Consider the following 23,704-nt stretch of genomic DNA (forward strand, 5'->3'; position numbering starts at 1 on the left):
AAACAAAAAAATCGTTGCACAAGTTGGAATACTCATTATACCAGATCACAAGTTGACGCCACGACAAAATCGTTGGCGAGAGGAGCAGCCGGCACTTCATGAGCATAACCATCACCTATCGCATCGAAACGCCGGGCAGCATCGAGGCCATGGCCGACAAGATCGCCAGCGACCAGTCGACGGGCACTTTCGTGCCGGTTCCCGGCGAGACGGAAGAGCTGAAGTCGCGGGTGGCGGCAAGGGTTCTGGGCATCCGCCAGCTTGAGGATGCGAAGCGGCCGACCTGGCCGGAAGTCGCCGAGGGCCATGGCCCGCTTCGTCGTGCCGACGTCGACATCGCCTTTCCGCTCGATGCGATCGGGACCGATCTCTCGGCGCTGATGACGATCGCCATCGGTGGCGTCTTTTCGATCAAGGGCATGACCGGCATCCGCATCGTCGACATGAAGCTGCCCAACGCCTTTCGCGGCGCGCATCCCGGCCCGCAATTCGGTGTTGCCGGCAGCAAGCGCCTGACCGGGGTCGAGGGACGCCCGATCATCGGCACGATCGTCAAGCCAGCGCTGGGTCTTCGCCCCGTCGAGACGGCCGAACTGGTCGGCGAACTCATCAACTCCGGCGTCGACTTCATCAAGGACGACGAAAAGCTCATGAGCCCCGCCTATTCGCCCCTCAAGGAGCGTGTCGCGGCGATCATGCCGAGAATCCTCGATCATGAGCAGAAGACCGGCAAGAAGGTCATGTATGCCTTCGGCATTTCGCATGCCGATCCGGATGAGATGATGCGCAACCATGATCTCGTGCTGGAGGCCGGCGGCAATTGCGCCGTCGTCAACATCAACTCCATCGGCTTCGGCGGCATGAGCTTCCTTCGCAAGCGCTCTGGCCTGGTCCTGCACGCCCATCGCAACGGCTGGGACGTGCTGACGCGCGACCCTGGCGCCGGCATGGACTTCAAGGTTTACCAGCAATTCTGGCGGCTGCTCGGCGTCGATCAGTTCCAGATCAACGGCATCCGCGTCAAATACTGGGAACCGGACGAAAGCTTCATCGAATCCTTCAAGGCTGTCAGCACGCCGTTGTTCGATCCATCCGATTGCCCCCTTCCCGTCGCCGGCTCCGGCCAGTGGGGCGGTCAGGCGCCGGAAACCTATCAACGGACCGGCAGGACCACGGATCTGCTCTATCTTTGCGGCGGCGGTATCGTCAGCCATCCCTCCGGGCCGGCCGCCGGTGTTCGCGCGGTCCAGCAGGCTTGGGAGGCGGCAGTCGCCGATATCCCGCTTGCAAACTATGCCAAGGACCATCCGGAGCTTGCCGCTTCAATCGCAAAATTCAGCGACGGTAAGGGCGCATAGTGGCGATGGACGATCTTCTTCTCAGCTATTACGGCGACGATTTCACCGGCTCCACCGACGTAATGGAAGCCTTGGCATCGAATGGCGTTCCGACCGTGCTCTTCCTGGGCATTCCCAGCGCGGAGATGCTGGATCGCTTCAAGGAATGCCGGGCGATCGGCATTGCCGGAACAAGCCGCAGCGAGACCCCGGAATGGATGCAGCAGTATCTCGTGCCGACATTCGAGTGGCTGAAGGGCCTCGGGGCAGCGATATGCCATTACAAGGTCTGCTCCACCTTCGATTCCAGCCCGCGGATCGGCAATATCGGCAAGGCGATCGAGATCGGCAAAGAGCTGTTTGCCCAGTCCTTCGTGCCGGTCGCGGTGGGCGCGCCGCAGCTCAAGCGTTACACTGCCTTCGGCCATCTCTTTGCCGCCTATCAGGGCCAGGTGTTCCGCATCGACCGCCATCCGGTGATGAGCCGCCATCCGGTCACGCCGATGGATGAAGCTGATCTGGCGCTACACCTCCGCAAACAGACATCCCTGCCCGTCAGCCTTGCCGATCTGGTGACGCTATCGGCTGATAGTGCTGACCAGCAGCTTGACGCACTCGCCGGGGCCGAAGGCATCCTGCTCATGGATGTCGACAGTCCGGAAACACAGGCGGCGGTGGGCAAGCAGCTTTGGCGCCTGAAGACCAATAACGGCTTCTTCATCGCCGGCTCCTCCGGCGTGGAATATGCGCTGCTCGGCGCATGGCGCGACAAAGGTCTGATCGACGAACGGGCCGAATTTGCCTTGCCGGGAAAGGTCGGACGCCTCGCTGTGGTATCCGGCAGCGTTTCCCCGACAACCGAACGGCAGATCCGCCAAGCGACGGCCGATGGTTTTGACGGCGTTGATGTCGATCCCCTGGCGCTGGTTGGCGAAAGCGCCGATCGCGCGATCGAAGATGCGACCAACGCCGGCATCGCCAGCCTGAAGGCGGGCCGCAGCGTCATCCTGCATACGGCGCTCGGCCCCTCGGCCGATCGTGGCGGCGATATCGACCGCGTTCCTGGTGCCCGACATCGGCTCGGACAGGCTCTCGGAATCATCCTGCGCCGTATCGTCGAGGAAGAAAGGCTTCCTCGTGCGGTCATCGCCGGCGGCGACACGTCGAGCCACGCATTGAAGGAGCTGCGCGTGGAGGCACTGACGACGCTGCTCCCCCTGCCGCAAACGCCGGGGTCACCGCTTTGCCTTGCCCATGGCGGCTATACGCCGACCAACGGGTTGCAGATCGCGCTGAAGGGCGGGCAGGTCGGTACCGACGATTATTTCTCCCAAATTCGAGACGGACGAAAAGCCTAGCAAAACACTGGATATCGCCGCCCACCGATTGGGATGATCATTGACTCATCATACCACTTACGATACCACGATTTGAAAATGGACGAGGTAGAAAACATGACTGTAATTGCTCTTTTCGGCGCTGGCGGAAAAATGGGATATCGGCTTGCCAAGAACCTGAAAGGTTCACGCTTCGATGTCCGTCATGTCGAGGTCAGCGACGCCGGCAAGGCGCGGTTGAAGAACGATCTCGATCTGTCCTGCGTGCCGGTGGATGAGGCACTCAACGGCGCCGAAGTCGTTATTCTTGCGGTTCCGGACACTGCCATCGGCAAGGTGGCGGCCGGCATCGTCGACAAGCTGAAGCCGGGAACGATGGTCGTTGCGCTCGACGCGGCCGCCCCCTTCGCAGGCCATCTGCCGAAGCGCGATGAGCTCACCTATTTTGTTACCCATCCCTGCCATCCGCCTATTTTTAATGACGAAACCGACATGCAGGCGAAGAAGGATCACTTCGGTGGTCTGTTCGCCAAGCAGCATATCGTTTCGGCACTGATGCAGGGACCGGAAAGCGCCTATGCGCTCGGCGAGGAGATCGCCAAGGTCATCTGGGCGCCGGTCATGCGGTCGCACCGGGTCACCGTCGAGCAGATGGCGATGCTTGAGCCGGGCCTGTCGGAAACCGTCTGCGCGTCGCTGCTGGTCGTGATGCGCCAAGCCATGGACGAATGCGTTGCGCGTGGCGTTCCGGAAGACGCCGCCCGCGACTTCCTGCTCGGCCACATGAACGTTCTCGGCGCCGTCATCTTCAAGGAAGTCGATGGCGTGTTTTCGGACGCTTGCAACAAGGCGATCGAATTCGGCATTCCCGCGCTGATGCGCGACGATTGGAAGAATGTTTTCGAACCGAAGGAAATCGCAGCCAGCATCCAGCGCATTACCTGAGGAGATCCTGGGGAGGGCTTGCCCTCCCCTTTCTGCCCTGCTGGGAACAGGGCTTGTTTCATAACTGGGAGGAAACCATGAAACTGACACGCAGACTGACACTTGCGGCCTTTGCAAGCGTTCTTGCCCTGGGCACGGCCGCACCTGCCTTCTCGGCGGATCTGATCGCCATCATCACCCCCGCGCACGACAACCCGTTCTTCAAGGCCGAAGCCGTCGGCGCCGAAGCCAAGGCGAAGGAGCTGGGTTACGACACGCTCGTCATGTCGCATGACGATGATGCCAACAAGCAGTCCGAAGTGATCGACACGGCCATCGGCCGTGGTGCCAAGGCGATCATTCTCGACAATGCCGGCGCCGATGCCACGGTTGCCGCCATCAAGAAGGCCAAGGATGCCGGCATCCCCTCCTTCCTCATCGACCGCGAAATCAACGTCACCGGTATCGCCGTCGCGCAGATCGTTTCCAACAACTACCAGGGCGCTCAGCTCGGCGCGCAGGAATTCGTCAAGCTGATGGGCGAGAAGGGCAATTATGCCGAGCTCGTCGGTCGCGAAGCCGATACCAATGCCGGTATCCGCTCGCAGGGCTATCACGACGTCATCGACGACTATCCGGATCTGAAGCTGGTCGCCAAGCAATCGGCGAACTGGAGCCAGACCGAAGCCTATGCGAAGATGGAAACCATCCTGCAGGCAAACCCGGATATTAAGGGCGTGATTTCCGGCAACGACACCATGGCGATGGGCGCAATCGCTGCCCTTCAGGCTGCCGGCCGCAAGGACGTGATCGTCGTCGGTTTCGACGGCTCCAACGATGTGCGCGACTCGATCAAGGCCGGTGGCATCAAGGCCACGGTGATGCAGCCGGCCTATGCCCAGGCCCAGATCGCGGTCCAGCAGGCAGACGCCTACATCAAGAACAAGACCGTGCCAAAGGACGAGAAGCAATTGATGGATTGCGTCCTCATCAATGCTGATAATGCCGACAAGCTTGAGACCTTCGCGCTGAAGAACTGATGGCGGACCGAGCACCGCGGAGAGCGTGGAAAACCCACGCTCTCCGGATATGTTTCCTGTGAGATAGAGGTGCATTGCATGTTGAGGATCAGAGGCGCGGTCGTGGCCGTCATGCTGGTCGCAGCGCTGCCTGGCTGCAAGATCATTAAAACACCGACGGCCGAGGAAAAGGCGGCGGAGGCGGCAAAGACCGCTTTCGATCCCGCGACCAAGGTCGACGCGATCTGGCAGTCGCAAGTGCTTCCCGACCTTGAGAAGCGCGCGGGCGACTTCAAGACGGTGCTGCAGGCAGTCGCATCCAATCCGGACGAAGCCGGCGCAAAATATGGAAATCCTCGCAAGCAGACTTCATCGCCCTGGACCTATGCGGTCAAGCTCAGCGGCAAGATCGTCGCCGCAGATACGGCCTCTCGCGCCGGGACCCTCGACGTCGATGTGGATGGCGACGGCAAGGCGGACGCAAAAGTGCAGATCGGCCCTGCCATCCGCGGCACAGCCTTACGCGACGCGCTGGGTTTCCTCGACTTCAACGAATTCAGAAACCAGATCGAATGGGCGCAGTTCGGCAAGGCGTTCAACGAGAAGGCAAATACGTCCTTCCTCGCAGCCTTGCCACGCGATGGCCTCGTGGGCAAGACGGTAACGGTGACCGGTGCTTATCCGCTGCCCGCATCCGGCCAGCTTCCTCTGATTACCCCCTCGGCGCTGGCGTTGGGGCAATGAGCATGAGCGACACGACAGAGGACGACATCATCCTTCGCCTGGAAGACGTATCGAAGGTCTATTCGGGCATCGTCGCGGTCAAGCGCGCCAATCTCGAGCTGCGGCGCGGCGCGGTCAACGTGCTCGTCGGTGAAAACGGCGCCGGCAAATCGACGCTGATGAAGATCATCGCCGGCGTCGAGCGTCCCACCCTCGGCCGCATCGTCCTCAAAGGCGAAGCCGTTCATTTCGACAGCCCGGCGGCCGCACAAGCACGCGGCATCGGCATGATTTTCCAGGAGCTCAACCTGTTCGCCAACATGTCGGTTGCCGAAAACATTTTTGCGACGCGCGAAATCAAGCGCGGCATCTTCGGCATCGACCACAAGGCGCAAATTACCAAGGCCAATGAATTCCTGAAGAGGTTGGACGCGGGCATCAATGCCGAGACCATGATCGAGGATCTGCCGATCGGACAGCAGCAGCTTGTCGAAATCGCAAAGGCGATCTCGCTCAACGCCCGCATCCTGATCATGGACGAGCCGACATCTGCGTTGTCTGCGGCGGAAGTGGACATTCTGTTCAAGGTGATCGCCGAGCTGAAGGCGCAAGGTGTCGCCATCGTCTACATCTCGCACCGGCTGGAAGAGCTGATGCGGATCGGCGATTACATCACCGTGCTGCGCGACGGGCAGATCACTGGCCAGGCGATGGTTCGCGATATCGATACGAAATGGATCGTCCGGTCGATGATCGGATCGGACGCCAAGGACTTTGCCAAGGACGGTGGGCACGCGATCGGCAAGGAAGCCTTCCGCGCAGAAGAGATCAGCCTGCCGCGCTCGACCGGCGGCCTTGCCGTCGACCATGTCTCGCTCTCCGTTCGCGCCGGCGAGATTCTCGGCATCTACGGCTTGATGGGGGCCGGCCGCAGCGAATTCTTCGAATGCGTGATGGGCCGGCATATGCATTCGACCGGCAAGATCTTCATCGACGGCGTGGAGGTTCGCGAACGCGACACCACCCGGCGGATCCGGCGCGGCCTGGCGCTGATACCGGAGGACCGGCAGCGAGAGGGGCTGGTGCAGGTGCTGTCCATCGCCAGCAACCTGACGCTCGCAAGCCTTGGGCGCTTTGCCCGCTTCTTTCACATTGATGCCGGCGCCGAAAAGCAGGCCACGCACGACATGATCCGTGATCTCTCCATCAAGGCGCCCAACCCGGATTTCGAGGTGACATCGATGTCCGGCGGCAACCAGCAGAAAGTCGTCATCGGCAAGGCGCTGATGACCGACCCCAAGGTTCTTCTGATGGACGAGCCGAGCCGGGGCATCGACGTCGGCGCCAAGGCCGATGTCTTCCGCACCATGCGCAGGCTTGCCGGCAAGGGTCTGGCAATCCTGTTTTCAACCTCGGACCTTGAAGAGGTCATGGCGCTTTCCGACCGCATCGCCGTCTTGAGCAACGGCAAGCTGGTCGCAGTCTTCGACAGGAACGAAGCCACGGAAGAAGCCATCATCGCCGCGTCGGCCAAGGGACACGGACATACAAGGGAACTCGCGTCATGACGGCAGATACTTCCACTTCTTTTGCGGCCAAACGCTCGAACGGCTCTGCACTGCTGACGCTGATGAAGCTTAGAACCTTCATCGCGCTCTTTGCCGTCATCATCTTCTTCGCCATCTTCGCGCCGAACTTCACATCGACGGCAAACATGATCCTGATGTCGAAGCACGTCGCGCTCAACGCCTTCCTGGCGATGGGCATGACCTTCGTCATCATCACCGGCGGCATCGACCTCTCGGTCGGCTCCATCGTCGGCCTATGCGGTATGGTGGCGGGTGCCCTCATTCTCAACGGCGTCGCATTGCCGATCGGATACACCGTCTATTTCAACATATACGAGATCATCCTGATCACCCTCGCCGTCGGGCTGCTGATCGGGCTCATCAACGGACTGCTCATCACCAAGCTCAACGTCGCGCCCTTCATCGCAACGCTCGGAACGCTCTACGTTGCTCGCGGCCTCGCGCTGTTGTCCTCGGACGGCCAGACCTTTCCGAACCTGGTCGGCAGGCCGGAATTCGACACGACCGGCTTCGACGTCTTCGGCGCCGGCAGGCTGCTCGGCCTTCCCGTTTCCATCTGGATCCTCATCTTTCTCGCGCTGATCGCCGCCTATGTCTCCCGCTCGACGCCGATCGGCCGCCACATCTTCGCCGTCGGCGGCAATGAGCGCGCGGCACGCATGTCGGGTATCCGCGTCGATGTTGTGAAGATCTTCGTCTATATGTTCTCGGGCCTCTGCGCGGCCATCGTCGGCATCATCATTTCGTCGGAGTTGATGGCCGCACACCCGGCGACCGGCGAGAGCTTCGAGCTCAACGCCATCGCAGCGGCCGTCCTCGGCGGCACCTCGATGTCGGGCGGACGCGGAACGATCGGCGGTACGATCATTGGCGCCTTCGTCATCGGTATCCTCTCCGATGGCCTGGTGATGATGGGCGTCTCGTCCTTCTGGCAGATGGTCATCAAGGGGCTGGTCATCATCATCGCCGTGGTCGTCGACCAGGCGCAGCGCCGTCTGCAACAGCGCGTGACGCTCATGCAAATGGCAAAGGCAGGCTGAACATGACGGAACTCAAGGGCGCGCTCATCGGCTGCGGTTTCTTTGCGGTCAACCAGATGCATGCGTGGAAAGACGTCAAAGGCGCTGGGATTGCCGCAATCTGCGATCGTGACCCGAAGCGCCTGAAGCTGGTCGGCGATCAGTTCGGCATTGAGCGCCGTTACGGCGATGCGGCGGCTCTCTTTGCCGACGGCGGCTTCGATTTCGTCGATATCGCGACGACCGTGCAGAGCCATCGTGCATTGGTGGAAATGGCGGCGGCCCACAAAGTCCCGGCCATCTGCCAGAAGCCGTTTGCAAAGTCCTTGAGCGATGCCAAGGCCATGGTCCGTACTTGCGAAAACGCCGACATCCCCCTGATGGTGCATGAGAATTTCCGCTGGCAGACACCGATACAGGCCGTAAAGGCCGTTTTGGAATCGGGCGCCATCGGTGAACCCTTCTGGGGCCGATTCTCCTTCCGCTCCGGCTTCGATGTCTTCTCCGGCCAGCCCTATCTTGCCGAAGGCGAGCGCTTCATCATCGAGGATCTCGGCATCCACACACTCGACATCGCCCGCTTCATTCTCGGCGACGTTGCGACGCTCACCGCGCGCACCAAACGGGTCAATCCGAAGATCAAGGGGGAGGATGTCGCAACTATCCTGCTCGACCACCAGAACGGCGCGACATCGATCGTCGACGTCAGCTATGCGACCAAGCTCGGAACGGAGCCCTTCCCCGAGACACTGATCGACATCGACGGGACGCAAGGAACCATCCGGCTCTCACAAGGCTATCGTCTCGAGGTGACCGGCCCGAACGGCATGACTATCTCCGATGCCTCGCCGCAGTTGCTCTCCTGGGCATCCCGCCCATGGCACAACATCCAGGAAAGCGTGCTGGCCATCCAGCAGCACTGGACAGACCGTCTCTCGTCCGGTGGTGAAACCTCGACATCGGGCGCGGATAATCTGAAGACCTTCGCCCTTGTCGAAGCCGCCTATGAGAGCGCCGCCAATGGGAGGACTGTCGACATCGGAGCGATGTTGTAATGACGACTGAGATCGACCCTTTTGAGCTTTATGGCACGCATGAAACCGAGGCTCCGCCGGTGCGACTTACGGCTGGCCAGCTCGCAATTGATTTCAAGGACGGCAATCTCCGCACGATCACCTATGACGGAACCGAAGTGCTGCGCGGCGTCTCCTATCTGGTGCGCGACCGCGATTGGGGCACTTATGCTCCCCAAATATCGGACCTGAAGATCAATCAGGGCAATGATGCGTTTTCCGTTGGTTACGTCGCGCATTGCGCCGGACCAGACGGCACAACGCTTGAAATCCGCGTGCAGATCTCCGCTGACGCCGGAGGCACCGTGATCTTCGATGCGGAAGCGGTATCCGAAACCGGCTTCGAGACCAATCGCTGCGGCTTCTGCATCCTCCATCCGATTGTCGGCGTTGCCGGCACAATGGTCTCGGTGGAACATGTCGACGGCCATCGCGAAGATACCCATTTTCCCGATCTCATTGAACCATGGCAGCCCTTCAAGGATATGCGCGCGATCACGCATAGCGTCATGCCGCACGTCGCAGCGGAATGCCGGATGGAAGGCGACACCTTCGAGATGGAAGACCAGCGCAACTGGTCGGATGCCTCCTACAAGACTTATGTGCGTCCTCTCGCTTTGCCCTGGCCCTATCAAATCCCGGCGGGCCAATCTGTGCGGCAAAGGGTCGTTCTCAGTGTTGACGACAAGAGGGAGGCACTGAACGCTCCAGCATCCGGCTCGCTGAGCAGCCAAGTCATCACGATCACGGAGGGGACGAAGAGCGGGACAATGCCGGCGATCGGCCTTGTAATCACCCCCGAGGAGGCCCTGGCGACACTTGAGGCTCGCGATATTCTAGCGGAGATCGGGCCACAGGAACTGCTTTTTCACTTCGATCCGAACGCCGGCCATGGCGCGGATGCGTTCAGAGCGTTCGACGCTACTGCCGAACTCAATGACGGAACGTCGACGCTGGAAATAGCCCTGCCGTGCAAGCAATCGCCGCTCGCGGAGACGATGGAGATTGCCGCCTGGATGCAGGCAGCCGGCTTTAGACCGGACGCGATTGTCATCTCCCCCTCAGTGGATCAACAATCGACCCCTCCCGGCAGCCAATGGCCTGAATGCCCGCCGCTTGACGAGGTCTATGCAGCGGCCCGCGCCGCTTTCCCGGGCATGCGCCTCGGCGGCGGCATGCTGAGCTATTTCACCGAACTCAACCGCAAGCGCGTTCCGCCCGAACAGCTCGACTTCATTACCCACTGCACAAACCCGATCGTGCATGCCGCCGACGATCTCAGCGTCATGCAGACGCTGGAAGCGCTGCCGTTCATCACCCGCTCCGTTCGCGCAATCTACGGCGACAAGCCCTATCGCATCGGTCCCTCCACCATTCCGATGCGGCAAAACCCCTATGGCAGCCGCACGATGGATAATCCCGATGGACGCCGGATTGCGATGGCCAATACGGATCCCCGGCATAATGGCCGTTTCGCCGAAGCATTCGCGCTCGGCTATACCGCCAAGATGCTTGACGCCGGCTTGGAATGCCTGACGCTTTCGGCGCTGACGGGACCATTCGGCGTGATCGCCGGTGAAGGCGAGCCGTCCCTAGACGGTGGCAAACGCCCGATCTTCAACACGGTCGCCATGCTGACCCGTCTCGCCAGCAGTCCATGGCGTGAATGCGTCTCATCCAATCCAGCTTCTGTCATCGCTTTTATCGCCGTGCCAGCGCACAAGGCACCGCAATTGCTGTTGGTGAACGTGACACCCGCCTCGCAGAAGATCGAACTCGGCACCTTGGGCCAAGCCGATGAATTTGCGAACGGGGTTCTCACTCTTGAACCCTATGCCGTCGGTTCGATCGCTTTGGCGGATTGACCTAGCTCGCGAGACGCGCATCTTAGTCTTCAGAATCGCAATGACCGGGAGGACTGGCGTGAAGACGAAGAAGCTTATCAATGACGGCGCGGCCGCCGTGGACGAAATGCTGGCCGGCGTACTGGCCGCCCATCCCAACCACCTTCGCGCCATTGACGGATCGCCGCGGTCGATCGTGGCAAAGCATGGCCCGCGCGCGGGCAAGGTCGGCTTGGTCATCGGCGGTGGTTCCGGACATGAGCCGAGCTTCCTGGGGTTCGTCGGCAAGGGGCTCGCGGATGCGGCGGCAGTCGGAAATGTCTTTGCCTCGCCGCCGCCGGACCCGATCATCGAATGCGCCAAGGCCGTCAACAATGGTGCAGGCGTCCTGTTCGCCTATGGCAATTATGCCGGCGATGTCATGAATTTCGACATGGCTGCCGAGATGCTCACCATGGATGATATCGAGGTCCGCACCGTATTGACGACCGACGACGTCGCCTCCGCCCCCATCGACCAGCGAGACCGCCGACGCGGCGTCGCCGGCAACGTCTTTGTCTTCAAGGCCGCCGGTGCTGCCTGCGATCTGATGTACAGCCTGGACGAAGTGGAGCGGGTCGCGCGATGGGCGAATGACCGCACCTACACGATGGGCGTCGCGCTCTCGCCCTGCTCTCTACCGCAGACGCTGAAGCCGAACTTCCAGCTCGGCGACGACGAGATGGAGATCGGCATGGGCATTCACGGTGAGCCCGGCGTTGCCCGCGGTCCGCTCAAGCCAGCCGATGACGTGACCACAGAACTGCTCGACAGGATCCTCGGCGAGATGAAGCCGAAGCGGGGTGACCGCGTGGCCGTGCTCATCAATTCGCTCGGCTCAACGCCGCTGATGGAACTCTACATCATCATGCGCAAGGTCAAGATGACGCTCGATGCGCTGGGCGTGGAGATCCACCTGTCGCTGGTGGGCAACTACTGCACGTCGCTGGAAATGGCCGGCGCCTCCATCACGCTGATGCATCTGGACGATGAATTGCAGCGGCTGATCGATCACCCCTGCGATTGCGCGATGTTCCGTTCCGGCGAGGCGCTCTGATGACGACGATCACGGCCGACGATCTGAAATCTCTCATCGCTCTCATCGCGGAGGCGATGACGCGCGAAAGGGACCGGCTTTGCGAGCTTGACGGCGTGATCGGCGATGCCGATCACGGCATCGCCATGGAGCTGGGCTTTTCGGCAGCCGCCAAGGCGACGGCCGAACTCGATCCGGCAACGGCCGATCCCACCCTCGTCTTCAACACGGCAGCCAAGGCTTTCCTGAATGCGGTCGGCGCCTCCTCAGGTCCGCTCTACGCGACCGGCCTGATGCGCGCCGGTGCCTCGGTCAAAGGCAAGCCGTCGCTCACCGACGACGATATGGTCGGTGCGTTCGCGGCGATTGCCAAGGGGATCCAAGATCGCGGCAAGGCCGAAGTCGGTGAGAAGACCATGATCGACGCTTGGGCACCGGCTGCCGCCGCCTGCCAGGCTGCGCGGGACCAGGGAATGCCGCTCGAAGAATGCTTTTCCGCAGCGCTGGTCGCGGCGCAAACCGGCATGGACGCAACGAAGGATATGATCGCCACGAAGGGGCGCTCCTCTAGGCTTGGCGAGCGCGCTTTGGGTCACATCGATCCTGGCGCCGCCTCGGCAGCCGTCGTCGTCGCATGCTTCCACGCCTTCTTCTCACCTCAATGATGATGAGCTCATCATACCAGTTGACATGTATCTGGTGATTTGACAAAACCGCCCTCAGCATTCTTCAGAGGAGGACGGAAAAATGCGGATCAACTCCAAATATGCGAGAGGTTTTGGCGCGGTCGCGATTGCTGCGGCTGCCCTGGCGGCAACCGGTGCGAAAGCGCAGGACCTGACGCTGTGGACGCTCAATTTCGATAATGGCGGCGCCAATACTGCGCTGAAGAAGGTGGCGACCGATTTCGAGGCCGCAAACCCGGGAACGCATATCGAAATCGTTCAGCGTGGTGTTGATGAACACAAGACCGCTCTTCGCGTGGCGGCGGGTTCCAGCAAGGGTCCCGATATCTATTTCAGCTGGGCCGGGCTTGGTCTCGGTGGCGAATATGTCAAAGCCGGCCTGTCGCTGCCGCTGGACAAATATTACACGCAATACAAATGGAGCGATGAACTCCTCCCCTCGGCGGCCGCCTTCGCCGACCTTTATTCGGGCGGCAAGCATGGCGTCCCCTTCACCTTCAAGGGTGAGGCCGTTTACTACAACAAGAAACTGTTCCAGCAGGCCGGGATCACCGAGGAGCCGAAAACCTACGAGGATCTGCTTGCGGATGCCGAAAAGCTGAAGACTGCCGGAATTCCGGCCTTCACCTTTGGCGGCTCCGTCAATTGGCACGTCATGCGGTTGATGGACGTCATCCTTGAGACCAAATGCGGCGCCGACAAGCACGACGCGCTGATGGCGATGAAGCTTGACTGGACGAAAGAGCCTTGCGCGACGGATGCCTTCACCGAGTTCGCAAAGTGGACCAAGAACTACACGCTTCAGCCCTTCATGGGGATCAGCAATCAGCAATCCTACAGCCTGTTCGTTGCGGGCCGCGCGGCAATGATGCTGGAAGGGGATTGGCTTGTCGGCCAGCTGAGCGGCAGCGGCGCAAACCTCGACGACTACGGGATCTTCCCGTTCCCGACGAACACCAACCGCCTCTACGGCTTTGCCGAATACAACTACGTGAGCACCAAGAGCAAAGATCCTGATCTTGCTGCGAAATTCCTGGATTATTTCCTGTCGACCAAGGTCCAGCAGGATCTGGTCGGGCAGATCAGCTCGATCTCGGTCAACAAGAACGTCCAATACACCGACCAGAAGCCGCTTGAAGCCAAATGGCTGGAAATCTTCAAGACCTACGGCAAGGTCTACATGAACGGCGACCAGGCGTTTCCGCTTGATGTTACGACCGAATATTTCCGCGTGATCAATGACGTTGCGTCCGGAAACATTGAACCGGCGGATGCCGCCAAGCAGCTGCAGACCTTCATCGCAGGCCGGACCTAAGTCCTCCCAGGACGCTGACCGGTCCCGATCATCCATCGGGGCCGGCTATTGCCCGAGCCCCAAAAGCCCACGCGCTAGCCGCCTGTCGCCCGGAGCAGATGAGAATGTCATTGCGAAACCGAACACATGATCCCCGCGTGCAGGCATTCCTGTTGCTCGCCCCGGCGATGGCGATCTACGCGATCTTCGCGCTGTATCCGATGGTCAATGTCGCGATATTGAGCTTCCAGAAGTGGAACGGGCTCGATCCTCAGCGCCCCTTTGTCGGCCTTGCGAACTATCAATACATCTTTACGCGCGATCCCGTCTTCTGGGTCGCCTTCAAGAATACGGTCATCTGGACCATCATGTGTTTGGTGTTCCCGCCAATGGTGGGGCTGCTCCTGGCATTGAGCCTCAATCAGAAGCTCTTCGGCCGCAACACGTTCCGCGCCATTTTCTACCTTCCGGTCATCATCGCCCCCATCGCCGTCGCGACGATGTGGAAATGGATGTACGATCCGTTCTTCGGCCTCTTCAGTGAGATACTGACATCCATGGGCCTCCAGACCTGGATAAAGGACTGGCTTGGCGATAGAAACATCGCGCTTTATTCGGTCTTCGTCGCCTATCTCTGGCAGTCGGTCGGCTTTTCCATGGTTCTCTTCCTGGCCGGTCTGCAGAATGTTTCGCAGTCTCTGGTCGAAGCCGCTCGCATCGACGGCGCGGGACGCTGGGCCGTCTTCAAACACGTCACCTTCCCTGCCCTTCGCACGACCATCACGATCGTACTCGTGCTGTCGATCATTTCGTCGCTCAAGGCCTTCGACATCGTCTACGGCCTCACCGGCGGCGGACCGGCGCAATCCACGCAAATGCTGGCGCTCTGGGCCTTCACTCAGGCGATGCAGATCTTCGATTTCGGCCGTGGCGCGGCAATCTCGGTCGTCCTGCTGCTGATCACCATCGCCATTGTCGTCCCCTACCTGCGGTGGACGCAGAAGCATGAGGAGGCCGAGCAATGACCGCGACGTCACCCGAATCCATAGCCATCACCTTCGATACGGCCACCGTCGGAAAACCAAGGCGGGATCCGATCCTGATCCGGCTCTGGATCGCACTTATCGTCGTCGCACTGATCTGGGTCGCGCCCTTCGTGTTCATCGTCTTCACATCACTGAAGACGAAGGCCGATGTTACCAGCACTGGCGCCTTCATGCCGCCCGTCCATCTGGCCCTCGAGAATTATAGCAACGCCTGGAGCCGCGGAAACTTCGCCAACGCATTCTTCAACAGCGCCATCATCACGGTCATCAAGGTTCCGTTGGGGCTGGCGCTTTCGGCGATGGCGGCCTATGCGCTCGCCAAGATCCCCTTGAAGACCGGCAAGGCATTGCTGCTTCTCGTCGTCTTCGGCACGATGATCCCGTTTCAGGTCATGCTGGCGCCGCTGTTTACGCTCGTCAATTCGCTGGGGCTGATCGACACCTATCCCGGCATCATCCTGCCCTATATCGCCTTCGGCGTGCCGTACCAGGTCTTCATCCTGCACGGCTTCTTCAAGGGGATTCCGAAGGAACTCTCCGAAGCCGCCCTGATCGATGGTGCGAGCCATTTCACCATCTTTCGCCGGATCTTTCTGCCGGTCTGCCTGCCGGTGCTCGCCGCACTCCTGATCCTGGATTTCGTCTCCACCTGGAACGAGTTCGCCATGGCGCTCGTGTTGCTCCAGGATCAGCATATGTGGACGCTGCCGCTGGGGCTGATGTCCTTCCAGGGGCAGTTTTCCAACGATTACGGTCAGCTCAATGCCGCGATCGTCATGACCGTGCTGCCGGCAACGCTCGTCTACCTCATCTTCCAGCGATACTTCGTCTCCGGCCTCACTTCTGGCGCCGTCAAAGGCTGAGCCCCTAATTCCAAAGTCTTTCGAGGAGAATATCATGTCCAATGCAACCGTCGAAAAATGGGGCGTCTTCGAGGCAGCCTTCAACGGCCCTTCGGGCGGCAATCCCTATCTCGACGTGGCATTCGATGCCGTTTTCAGCCAGAACAGCCGCGAGGTCCGCGTGCCTGGCTTTTACGATGGCGACGGCATCTATCGCGTTCGCTTCATGCCCGACAACGAAGGCGAATGGTCCTTCAGGACGCGTTCCAAGACCGTGGAACTTGACGGCAAGTCCGGCTCGCTCGTCGCCACCAAGCCGTCCGAGGGCAATCACGGGCCGGTGCGCGTGCGCAACAAATTCCATTTCGCCTATGCCGACGGCAGGCCATTCCTCTCCTTCGGGACGACTTGCTATGCCTGGACGCATCAGCCGCTGGAGATGCAGGCGCAAACGCTCGAGACGCTAAAGAACGCACGCTTCAACAAGATCCGCATGGGGGTGTTTCCGAAGGACTACCCTTATAATGTCAACGAACCGCTTTATCCCTGCTTCGAGAAGGGAGCAGACGGCAAGGAGGACGTCGACCGTCCGAACCCGGTCCTCTTCCAGCATTTCGAAAAGCAGGTTGCGGCCCTTTGCGCGCTTGGCATCGAAGCCGATATCATCATGTTCCATCCCTATGACCGTTGGGGCTATGCCGACATGTCGGCCGAGCAGGACTTCCGCTATGTCGAATATCTCGCGGCACGGCTTGCCGCCTATCGGAACGTCTGGTGGGCGCTCGCCAACGAATATGACTTCCTCCTCGACACCAAGCCGATGGCGCAATGGGACCGCTATTTCCATATCCTCGAGGAGAACGATCCCTACGGCCATCTGAAATCGATCCACAATGGCGAGCAGACGATGAACTTCGATCATCGCAAGCCCTGGGTCACGCATACCTGCATCCAGAACTGGGACGTCAAGCGGACGCAGGAATGGCGCGATGCCTATGGCAAGCCTGTCGTCAATGACGAGCCGGAATATGAAGGCAATATCATCCAGTCCTGGGGCAATCTGACCGCGCAGGAACTAGTGCATCGCTTCTGGATCACCATGGTTCGCGGCGGCTATGCCGGGCATGGGGAGACCTATTCGCATCCGGAAGACCTCATCTGGTGGGCCAAGGGTGGCGAACTGCGCGGCGAGGCATGGAAGCGCATCGGCTTTCTGCGCGAGCTGCTGGAGCAGGACGTCGTCAACGGCTTAGAGCCGATGGCAGGAGCCGGCGAGTGGCCCTGGACGCGCGTTTCCGGCGCCCGCGACGGTGATCTCAGCTACATCTATCTCGGCGAACACCAGCCCGTCATCTGGTCGACGGGTCTGCCCAAGGATGGCACCGACTACGACGTCGACATCATCGATACCTGGGAGATGACCATTACCCCCGCAAGGAAGGTGGACGCTCCGATCCCGCACCCCACACGGCACGGTGCGATCGTGCGCGGCGGCCAGCCGGACGCCGCCTTTGGCATCGAATTGCCGGGCAAGCCATACCAGGCCCTTCGCATCCGTAAAAAGAACTGATCGGGCCTCACAGGGAGGAATTTCATGTCCGGACTGACCATCAAGAACGTCAAGAAGTCCTATGGAGCGGTGGATATCATCCATGGCGTCGATGTCGACATATCGGACGGCGAATTCGTCATTCTCGTCGGGCCGTCCGGCTGCGGCAAGTCGACGCTTCTGCGGATGATCGCGGGGCTGGAGGAAATCACCGGCGGCGAGATCTCGATCGGCGGGCGCGTCGTCAACAATCTGCAGCCGAAGGATCGCGACATCGCGATGGTCTTCCAGAACTATGCGCTCTATCCGCAGATGACCGTCGCCCAGAACATGGGCTTTGCGCTGGAGCTTGCCGGCGCGAAGCGTCCCGAGATCGAACGGAAGGTCGGCGAGGCCGCGCAGATCCTCGGGCTTCAGCCATTGCTCGGCCGCAAGCCCGCACAGCTTTCCGGCGGCCAGCGCCAGCGCGTCGCCATGGGCCGCGCTATCGTGCGCGATCCGAAGGTCTTCCTTTTCGATGAACCGCTGTCCAATCTCGACGCAAAATTGCGCGTCAAGATGCGGGCCGAGATCAAGGCGCTGCATCAGCGGCTGAAAACGACCATCGTCTATGTCACCCATGACCAGATCGAGGCGATGACGATGGCCGACAAGATCGTGGTGTTGCAGGGCGGCAAAGTCGAGCAGATCGGAACACCGCTCGAGCTTTACGACCGGCCTCGAAATGTCTTCGTCGCCGGCTTCCTCGGTTCCCCCGCGATGAATTTCCTCGAAGGCAGGCTAACCGGCGGCCCAAAGCCGACCCTGTTGTTGCCGAGCGGCACGCCGGTCGAACTCCTCGATGCGCCGGCTCAGGCGGAGGGCAAGGATGTCCTCATCGGCATTCGACCCGAAGACATCTCCTTTGCGGCCGACTGCGGCGTGCCGGCAACCGTTACTGTCATCGAGCCCACGGGGTCCGAGACGCATGTGGCGCTGGATGTCGAGGGCAAGGAACTGACATGGGTCATGCGGGAGCGCGCCGAGCTGGCGCCAAACCAGAAGGTGCAGCTTTCCTTCAAATCGTCGAATGTTCACTTCTTCGACAAGGTCACCCAGCAGCGCTTGTAAAAACCCAAGCCATTATCGGATGGCTTGGAGACGGTGCCAGGCGACAACCGCCAGACAGCCGAGCAGGGCGATATTCATGGTCAGCGCGTAATCGCCGTGAACAACCGCAAGTTCAAGGATGATGGCAAAACCTTCAACGGCCAGAAGGACGATGATGGCAGATGGTGCGAGGCTGACAAGCACGCCAAGCATGGCCGGCACCAACAAGGCGCTTGCCGACAGCAATTCGACGGTGCCCACGATACGAACGGCCCATTCGGGAAGAACCGTCACGGAATCCATACCCAGACTGCCGAGATATTCGATCGGTTTCGATATCTTCAAAAACCCCGACAGGCCGAAGACCACGGCGATGGAGGCTTCCAGAAACCAGACCAGGGCATTTCGCAGTTCCGTAAGAGGTTGACCGGAAATGCCTTCGGATGCCCCCAGATTCTCACGCCCGGTACGCATTAGCGTGGTGCGCGTCTTTCGGCGTCGCTCATCACCGTCAGAACACGCTTCACGAAGGCGGCGCCGTCAAACTGCTTTGGCGAGCTGGCATCAGAACCGTCCTGACGCTCGAAGATGAAAGCCTCGACATTGACGATCGGCAGCTTCAATCGGTTCCGCACTCGTCCGATCATCGCCGTATGCGTTATCACCACCCGGCAGCCATTCGGCTCGAACTCGCTCTGCATTCCCGACATCGAGATTGCCGCAACCGAGAGGCCGCGCGCCGACAGGACCGACCCGATACTCGTGGCGGCCTGCGGATTGTCGAGACAGATCAGCACGTCCGTCGGACGATCGGATGGCAGGGACTCAGCTAGCATTTGCGACCTCATATTCGAATACGGACTTACCATAGCGATTCCGATGTAATGCAGTGTTATATGTTGTTACAATTTGTTGCGACGGGATCGCTCATGTGGCGAGGGTTGCAGATGCGCTCGGATCGCTTGACTATCCGCCGCCGCAGTGCACCCGCAGCAAACTAAAAAAACACGCCGCAATACAATGCAACACATGTGGCAGGCGAAAACTGGTTTCCTTGTATCCGCCCGGATTCGGGCAAGGAGACCGGATGTGAAACAACCCCGCAATGCAGGATCAGGCGATCCGGAACAATTGCTGAATGGGCTGACAAGTGTCAGGCGCTATCTCGGCAAGCAGGGGCGCGTCTATCTTTGGGCCAGCTGTCTTGGCTGCAACGCGATGTTTTGCACCATCGGCGCGGGCGCGCGACAGTTCATCATTTTCAACATTCTCTGCTTGCTGGCGTTCGGAGCAAAGACCTTCGAGATCATCCCCCTTGAAACCGGGAACGGCTCCGCCTTGCCTTACAATCGATCACCGGCCGCCAAGGACTGGAGGCCGGTGCTGACCTTTTCGGCTCAATTGCTTGTCGCCTGCTATGCAATGACGGTGCTCGTCGACAACCTCGCCTCAAGCCCCGTGCTACTCGGCTCGATCCACTGAGCAAAGCCCCCCGCCGAAACAGCAGGGGGCCTGAACGCCCTGTGCGAGCTACTTGGAAAAACGCTCTGGCCGGAAATTGGCCAGCAGCGGATGGCGCTTTCCTGTGGCGATCTCATCGGCAAGCAGTTCACCGGCGATCAAGCCGAGCGTGGCGCCGCTGTGACTAAAGGCGACGAAGTAGCCGGGGATGGACTGCAATTCTCCGAACACCGGGTCGCCGTCGCCGGGAATGGGCTTCGGTCCGACGCCATAGTCCGCCAGTTCGAGCGTCGGATTGCCCTCGAGCACTTTCGACGCCTCGCGAAGCAGGCCTTCGACCGTGGAAGGCTTGATCTCGTAGCTCCCGTCCGCATTCACGCCCACTTCCTCCTCGGACCAAGCGGAATCAAGTGCAAAGCCACCATCAGGCGTCGGCCGAATGGCGACGCGTGGTGTGTTCAGGACCGCTTTCAATGGATGCTTGATCGGCTTTGTTCTGACAAGAAGCGCAATCGGCGTTCCGTCGGCAATGTGCTGACCAGCCTCAGCGACGGTTGCGGGAACGGCTCCACCGGCCGCTAGCAACACAGCGTCGGCATCCCAACGAATACCGTTCGATGTCGTCACACCGCGAGCACGGCCCTCTTCGACATTGACAGTCGCGCGTCCGGCGTCGGTAACGATCTCACCACCCCGCGCCTTGAACTCTTCGGCGAGAACACCGATCAGCGACGGCAGATCGACCCAACCCTCGCCCGGATTGAACTTGGCACCCTGCGGCGTCACCATGCTGGCATCGACGCCCGGCGTCGTCTCCGCAACCTTCGACGGGGCGAGCAGCAGAGCGTGATAGCCGAGGTTGCGTTCGTATTCGAAAACTTCCCCGATCTCATTGCCCCGGCCATCCGCATCCCAGGTCAGCCCGCCATCGAAACGCAGCCACCGCGCATCCGGATATTTGGCGGCGAGTGTCCGATAGCGGTCGATGCCGGCCATGCGCAGCCGATGATAGGCGTTTGAGCGCTTGCGCGCTGAATTGAGCCAGGCGAGCGACCGGCCAGAGGCGCCGTTCGCCAGCGGGCCGTCATTGATGATCACCGTGCGAACGCCGAGCCGCGCGAGATGAAGTGCGGTCGAAACTCCGAAAATCCCGCCGCCAACGACGATGACCTTCGAAGGCTGAGTGGAAGCATGCATGTTGGATAACCTTATCTATTGACGTTGTCTGGTTGTGAAAATCCGTAATGGTCGAGCGGCATCAAAGAACTTCCGCGAGGAAACGCTTCAACCGCTCACTTTGCGGATTGTCGAAAATTTGCTGCGGCGAACCCGCTTCAATGATGCGGCCTTCGTCCATGAACACGACCTGATCGGCAACCCTGCGGGCAAACCCCATCTCGTGGGTCACGACAGCCATCGTCATGCCCTGGCGGCCAAGGTTTGCCATCAGGTCGAGAACGCCCTTGACCAACTCGGGATCGAGCGCGCTCGTCACCTCATCGAACAGGATGACCTCTGGATCCATTGCCAGAGCACGGGCAATCGCAACGCGCTGCTGTTGTCCACCCGACAGGCCAGCCGGGCGATGATCCTTGCGTTCAGCGAGACCAACCTCGGTAAGGCGTGCTTCAGCAATCCCACGCGCCTCGCTCCTCGGCATCTTCTTGATCTTCGTCAACGACAGCATGACGTTTTCGAGCGCGGTATGGTCCGGAAACAGATTGAAGTGCTGGAACACCATGCCGACGCGACGACGCAGGCTCTCCGGCTTCATCGCCAGAATGCTTTCGCCATCGAGCAGGATGTCGCCACGCTTCGGCTCGACCAGCCGGTTCAGGCAACGCAGGAGCGTCGACTTACCCGAACCCGATGGGCCGATGATACAGGTCACCGTGCCTGGCGCGATATCGAGATCGACACCCTTCAGCACATCGAGATCACCATAGGCCATGCTGAGATCGCGGACCCTGAGCGCCCCTGCCTTGAAGCGTGGTTCGTTGCCAACGGCCGTGCTGGAAGCAGCTCGTAATTCTCCGACCTCGACGAGACCGCTGGCAGCGCCGGAACCCCGCCCCTGTCTTCCAAGCCGCAGCCGCGCATCGATGTAGTTGACGAAATGGGTGAGCGGCACGGTAATGAGGAGATAGAACACACCGGCCAGCAGCAATGGCGACAGGTTGCCCGTCACCACGGCCTGATCCTGGCCGACGCGGAAGATCTCGCGCTCGGACGCGAGCAGTCCCAGGAAATAGACGAGACTCGAATCCTTCACGTTGCCGATGAACTGATTAACGAGTGCCGGCAGAACACGCCGTACGCCTTGCGGGATAACGATCAGCCGCATCCCCTGCCCGTAGCTCATGCTGAGCGCGCGACAGGCCTCCATCTGGCCGCGTTCAACGCTTTGGATGCCGGAACGGAAGATTTCGCCGATATAGGCGCCAGCGATCAGGCTGAGCGCGATGATGCCGAGCGGAAATGGCGAGGGCCCGAACAGTTCGCGGCCGATACGGGCAAAGCCCTGACCGATGATCAGGATCGTCACGATGGCCGGGAGGCCCCGGAAAATATCGGTGTAGATCCGCGCCGGCAGGCGCAGCCAGCGTGACTGCGAGATGCCCATGACGGCCAGCACCATCCCGATGATGACGCCGAGCACCGTCGAGGCGGCAGCCAGGATCAGCGTGTTCTTCAGGCCGACGGTGATCATGCTCGGCAGCACTTCCGCCATAGCATCCCAGTCCAGGAAGCTGCGGCGGAGATTTTCAAGCCAATCCATTCCATTCCCCATGAATTCTTGCGGGCCATACCGACGCATCCGTTCGGATAAACATCAGCAATGCCATGAAGGAGCCGCCCGGCAAGCGCGGGCGGCTCGAAGCTTCACTTCTTGGGTAGATATTGGTCCGGCATTGGCGAGCCCGGAAACCACTTCTCATAAAGCGTCTTCCAGGTGCCGTCCTGCATCGCCTCATGAAGCGCTTTGTTCAGCGCGGTGCGGAAGGCATCATTGCCCTTTCTGATCACGAAACCAGCCGGCGCATCGAAGGACGGAATATTGACCGCAATCTTCAGCGACGGATAACGCTCGCCATATTGCTTGGCCGCTTCGTAGTCGAGGAAATGAGCATCGATCGTGCCATTGTTGAGCGCTGCCACCGCCGAATTATTGTCGGGGAATTTTACGAGATCGGCTCCAGCAAAATTCTTGGTGGCGTAGATTTCCTGCAAGGTGCCCTGCACCACGCCGAGGCGCTTGCCCTTCAGCGTATCGGCATCCTTGATGCTCGCTTCCGGCGTCAGGACGGAGAGATAGCCGGCGAGATAACCGTCGGAGAAGTCGACCGTCTTCTTGCGTGCCTCGGTCGTTCCGATTGCGGCGACCGCCACGTCGAAGCGCTCATTGGCGACGGACGGCATCAAGGCCGAGAATTCCTGACCGGTGAAGGTCACCTTGTCCTTCGCAAAACCCATGCGCGATACGACATTCAGGAAGAGTTCGATATCGAAGCCGGTGAATTGGCCGTCGGCGGTAGCAAAGGTGTAGGGCTTTGCATCGCCCATCGTGCCGACGCTGATGGTCTGCGGATCGATCAGATTATAGGGATTGTCGGCTGCGGATGCGGACCCGATGCCGGCTGCAAGAAGATAGGCCAGGACGCCAGCTCGCAAGGGAGCGATGGCGGCTGCGAATATGCCAGATTTGCTCATGTTCATTCTCCGCTCTGAAGGGTGCTCTTATCGGCATTTTTATGCGTGACCATCCGCTCCTTCGTCGCGTATCGCCGAAGGAAGGA

22 protein-coding genes are annotated in these 23,704 nt (G+C 60.3%); 17 read left to right on the forward strand and 5 right to left on the reverse strand.

Annotated elements, in window-relative coordinates; translation table 11 throughout:
- Positions 1-98: 98 nt before the first annotated feature.
- The 16 genes from oiaX (at position 99) to RRH01S_RS13955 (ending at position 18,467) form a co-directional block, all read left to right on the forward strand.
- Positions 99-1,358 (forward strand): 3-oxo-isoapionate-4-phosphate decarboxylase OiaX, encoded by a 1,260-nt coding sequence (gene oiaX, locus RRH01S_RS13880; protein ID WP_015917643.1) that lies wholly within the window; start codon positions 99-101, stop codon positions 1,356-1,358.
- A 5-nt stretch (positions 1,359-1,363) separates the two neighbouring features.
- Positions 1,364-2,695 (forward strand): four-carbon acid sugar kinase family protein, encoded by a 1,332-nt coding sequence (locus tag RRH01S_RS13885; RefSeq protein WP_015917644.1) that lies wholly within the window; start codon positions 1,364-1,366, stop codon positions 2,693-2,695.
- A 96-nt stretch (positions 2,696-2,791) separates the two neighbouring features.
- Positions 2,792-3,619, forward strand: coding sequence for a phosphogluconate dehydrogenase C-terminal domain-containing protein (locus RRH01S_RS13890; RefSeq protein WP_015917645.1), 828 nt, complete (start codon positions 2,792-2,794; stop codon positions 3,617-3,619).
- A gap of 77 nt (positions 3,620-3,696) precedes the next feature.
- Complete coding sequence (locus RRH01S_RS13895) at positions 3,697-4,638, forward strand: D-ribose ABC transporter substrate-binding protein (RefSeq protein WP_015917646.1); 942 nt, start codon at positions 3,697-3,699, stop codon at positions 4,636-4,638.
- 78 nt (positions 4,639-4,716) lie between these two features.
- A complete protein-coding gene (locus tag RRH01S_RS13900) occupies positions 4,717-5,361 on the forward strand; it encodes a DUF2291 family protein (protein WP_034516232.1) in 645 nt (214 codons plus the stop codon).
- Positions 5,358-6,908 carry a sugar ABC transporter ATP-binding protein gene (locus RRH01S_RS13905; protein ID WP_015917648.1) on the forward strand — a complete coding sequence of 517 codons (1,551 nt, stop codon included), beginning with the start codon at positions 5,358-5,360 and terminating at the stop codon, positions 6,906-6,908. Before RRH01S_RS13900 ends, RRH01S_RS13905 begins: the two co-directional genes overlap by 4 nt.
- Positions 6,905-7,969, forward strand: a complete 1,065-nt coding sequence (locus RRH01S_RS13910; RefSeq protein WP_007697701.1) for an ABC transporter permease — start codon at positions 6,905-6,907, stop codon at positions 7,967-7,969. Before RRH01S_RS13905 ends, RRH01S_RS13910 begins: the two co-directional genes overlap by 4 nt.
- Positions 7,970-7,971: 2 nt before the next feature.
- Positions 7,972-9,003 (forward strand): Gfo/Idh/MocA family protein, encoded by a 1,032-nt coding sequence (locus RRH01S_RS13915; RefSeq protein WP_034516227.1) that lies wholly within the window; start codon positions 7,972-7,974, stop codon positions 9,001-9,003.
- A complete protein-coding gene (gene apnL, locus RRH01S_RS13920; protein ID WP_042472104.1) occupies positions 9,003-10,886 on the forward strand; it encodes a D-apionate lactonase in 1,884 nt (627 codons plus the stop codon). Before RRH01S_RS13915 ends, apnL begins: the two co-directional genes overlap by 1 nt.
- 58 nt (positions 10,887-10,944) lie before the next feature.
- Positions 10,945-11,961, forward strand: coding sequence for a dihydroxyacetone kinase subunit DhaK (locus RRH01S_RS13925; protein WP_034516224.1), 1,017 nt, complete (start codon positions 10,945-10,947; stop codon positions 11,959-11,961).
- Positions 11,961-12,605 carry a dihydroxyacetone kinase subunit DhaL gene (gene dhaL / locus RRH01S_RS13930; RefSeq protein ID WP_015917652.1) on the forward strand — a complete coding sequence of 215 codons (645 nt, stop codon included), beginning with the start codon at positions 11,961-11,963 and terminating at the stop codon, positions 12,603-12,605. Before RRH01S_RS13925 ends, dhaL begins: the two co-directional genes overlap by 1 nt.
- Positions 12,606-12,687: 82 nt before the next feature.
- Positions 12,688-13,941 (forward strand): ABC transporter substrate-binding protein, encoded by a 1,254-nt coding sequence (locus tag RRH01S_RS13935; protein WP_015917653.1) that lies wholly within the window; start codon positions 12,688-12,690, stop codon positions 13,939-13,941.
- Between the two features lie 104 nt (positions 13,942-14,045).
- Positions 14,046-14,945 carry a carbohydrate ABC transporter permease gene (locus RRH01S_RS13940; protein WP_015917654.1) on the forward strand — a complete coding sequence of 300 codons (900 nt, stop codon included), beginning with the start codon at positions 14,046-14,048 and terminating at the stop codon, positions 14,943-14,945.
- Positions 14,942-15,829 carry a carbohydrate ABC transporter permease gene (locus tag RRH01S_RS13945; RefSeq protein WP_042472109.1) on the forward strand — a complete coding sequence of 296 codons (888 nt, stop codon included), beginning with the start codon at positions 14,942-14,944 and terminating at the stop codon, positions 15,827-15,829. The genes RRH01S_RS13940 and RRH01S_RS13945 overlap by 4 nt, the downstream gene beginning before the upstream one ends.
- A gap of 34 nt (positions 15,830-15,863) precedes the next feature.
- A complete protein-coding gene (locus tag RRH01S_RS13950; protein WP_015917656.1) occupies positions 15,864-17,378 on the forward strand; it encodes a DUF5060 domain-containing protein in 1,515 nt (504 codons plus the stop codon).
- A gap of 24 nt (positions 17,379-17,402) precedes the next feature.
- Positions 17,403-18,467, forward strand: coding sequence for an ABC transporter ATP-binding protein (locus RRH01S_RS13955; RefSeq protein WP_015917657.1), 1,065 nt, complete (start codon positions 17,403-17,405; stop codon positions 18,465-18,467).
- A gap of 12 nt (positions 18,468-18,479) precedes the next feature.
- Here the strand turns inward: RRH01S_RS13955 and RRH01S_RS13960 are convergent, their stop codons facing one another.
- Both RRH01S_RS13960 and RRH01S_RS13965 read right to left on the reverse strand, forming a co-directional pair.
- Complete coding sequence (locus RRH01S_RS13960; protein ID WP_007697673.1) at positions 18,480-18,920, reverse strand: DoxX family protein; 441 nt, start codon at positions 18,918-18,920, stop codon at positions 18,480-18,482.
- Entirely contained in the window at positions 18,920-19,282 is a 363-nt protein-coding gene (locus tag RRH01S_RS13965; RefSeq protein WP_007697669.1) for a hypothetical protein, read from the reverse strand. The genes RRH01S_RS13960 and RRH01S_RS13965 overlap by 1 nt, the downstream gene beginning before the upstream one ends.
- A gap of 253 nt (positions 19,283-19,535) precedes the next feature.
- Here RRH01S_RS13965 and RRH01S_RS13970 point away from each other — a divergent pair, with 253 nt between their 5' ends.
- The gene (locus tag RRH01S_RS13970; protein WP_034516214.1) at positions 19,536-19,928 is read left to right on the forward strand and encodes a hypothetical protein; all 393 of its coding nucleotides are present in this window, start codon (positions 19,536-19,538) and stop codon (positions 19,926-19,928) included.
- A gap of 48 nt (positions 19,929-19,976) precedes the next feature.
- Here the strand turns inward: RRH01S_RS13970 and RRH01S_RS13975 are convergent, their stop codons facing one another.
- The 3 genes from RRH01S_RS13975 to RRH01S_RS13985 all read right to left on the reverse strand — a co-directional run bounded on the left by RRH01S_RS13975 (position 19,977) and on the right by RRH01S_RS13985 (position 23,618).
- Positions 19,977-21,104: an NAD(P)/FAD-dependent oxidoreductase gene (locus RRH01S_RS13975; RefSeq protein WP_034516213.1), complete on the reverse strand. Its 1,128-nt coding sequence runs from the start codon at positions 21,102-21,104 to the stop codon at positions 19,977-19,979.
- 61 nt (positions 21,105-21,165) lie between these two features.
- Positions 21,166-22,686 carry an amino acid ABC transporter permease/ATP-binding protein gene (locus RRH01S_RS35145; RefSeq protein ID WP_034516211.1) on the reverse strand — a complete coding sequence of 507 codons (1,521 nt, stop codon included), beginning with the start codon at positions 22,684-22,686 and terminating at the stop codon, positions 21,166-21,168.
- Positions 22,687-22,790: 104 nt separating this feature from the next.
- A complete protein-coding gene (locus tag RRH01S_RS13985) occupies positions 22,791-23,618 on the reverse strand; it encodes an ABC transporter substrate-binding protein (protein ID WP_007694861.1) in 828 nt (275 codons plus the stop codon).
- Positions 23,619-23,704 lie beyond the last annotated feature (86 nt).

Source organism: Rhizobium rhizogenes NBRC 13257, assembly GCF_000696095.1.
Taxonomy (GTDB): Bacteria; Pseudomonadota; Alphaproteobacteria; order Rhizobiales; family Rhizobiaceae; genus Rhizobium; species Rhizobium rhizogenes.

What these genes read in the sequence shown, in the direction of transcription:
- RRH01S_RS13950 (WP_015917656.1), top strand. Translation starts at nt 15,864, where the DNA reads ATGTCCAATGCAACCGTCGAAAAATGGGGCGTCTTCGAGGCAGCCTTC.
- RRH01S_RS13890 (WP_015917645.1), top strand. Translation starts at nt 2,792, where the DNA reads ATGACTGTAATTGCTCTTTTCGGCGCTGGCGGAAAAATGGGATATCGG.
- RRH01S_RS13935 (WP_015917653.1), top strand. Translation starts at nt 12,688, where the DNA reads ATGCGGATCAACTCCAAATATGCGAGAGGTTTTGGCGCGGTCGCGATT.
- RRH01S_RS13955 (WP_015917657.1), top strand. Translation starts at nt 17,403, where the DNA reads ATGTCCGGACTGACCATCAAGAACGTCAAGAAGTCCTATGGAGCGGTG.
- RRH01S_RS13895 (WP_015917646.1), top strand. Translation starts at nt 3,697, where the DNA reads ATGAAACTGACACGCAGACTGACACTTGCGGCCTTTGCAAGCGTTCTT.
- RRH01S_RS13985 (WP_007694861.1), bottom strand. Translation starts at nt 23,618, where the DNA reads ATGAGCAAATCTGGCATATTCGCAGCCGCCATCGCTCCCTTGCGAGCT.
- RRH01S_RS13940 (WP_015917654.1), top strand. Translation starts at nt 14,046, where the DNA reads ATGTCATTGCGAAACCGAACACATGATCCCCGCGTGCAGGCATTCCTG.
- RRH01S_RS13885 (WP_015917644.1), top strand. Translation starts at nt 1,364, where the DNA reads ATGGACGATCTTCTTCTCAGCTATTACGGCGACGATTTCACCGGCTCC.
- RRH01S_RS13900 (WP_034516232.1), top strand. Translation starts at nt 4,717, where the DNA reads ATGTTGAGGATCAGAGGCGCGGTCGTGGCCGTCATGCTGGTCGCAGCG.
- oiaX (WP_015917643.1), top strand. Translation starts at nt 99, where the DNA reads ATGAGCATAACCATCACCTATCGCATCGAAACGCCGGGCAGCATCGAG.
- RRH01S_RS13910 (WP_007697701.1), top strand. Translation starts at nt 6,905, where the DNA reads ATGACGGCAGATACTTCCACTTCTTTTGCGGCCAAACGCTCGAACGGC.
- RRH01S_RS13905 (WP_015917648.1), top strand. Translation starts at nt 5,358, where the DNA reads ATGAGCATGAGCGACACGACAGAGGACGACATCATCCTTCGCCTGGAA.
- RRH01S_RS13915 (WP_034516227.1), top strand. Translation starts at nt 7,972, where the DNA reads ATGACGGAACTCAAGGGCGCGCTCATCGGCTGCGGTTTCTTTGCGGTC.
- RRH01S_RS35145 (WP_034516211.1), bottom strand. Translation starts at nt 22,686, where the DNA reads ATGGATTGGCTTGAAAATCTCCGCCGCAGCTTCCTGGACTGGGATGCT.
- RRH01S_RS13975 (WP_034516213.1), bottom strand. Translation starts at nt 21,104, where the DNA reads ATGCATGCTTCCACTCAGCCTTCGAAGGTCATCGTCGTTGGCGGCGGG.
- apnL (WP_042472104.1), top strand. Translation starts at nt 9,003, where the DNA reads ATGACGACTGAGATCGACCCTTTTGAGCTTTATGGCACGCATGAAACC.
- RRH01S_RS13945 (WP_042472109.1), top strand. Translation starts at nt 14,942, where the DNA reads ATGACCGCGACGTCACCCGAATCCATAGCCATCACCTTCGATACGGCC.
- RRH01S_RS13960 (WP_007697673.1), bottom strand. Translation starts at nt 18,920, where the DNA reads ATGCGTACCGGGCGTGAGAATCTGGGGGCATCCGAAGGCATTTCCGGT.
- dhaL (WP_015917652.1), top strand. Translation starts at nt 11,961, where the DNA reads ATGACGACGATCACGGCCGACGATCTGAAATCTCTCATCGCTCTCATC.
- RRH01S_RS13965 (WP_007697669.1), bottom strand. Translation starts at nt 19,282, where the DNA reads ATGCTAGCTGAGTCCCTGCCATCCGATCGTCCGACGGACGTGCTGATC.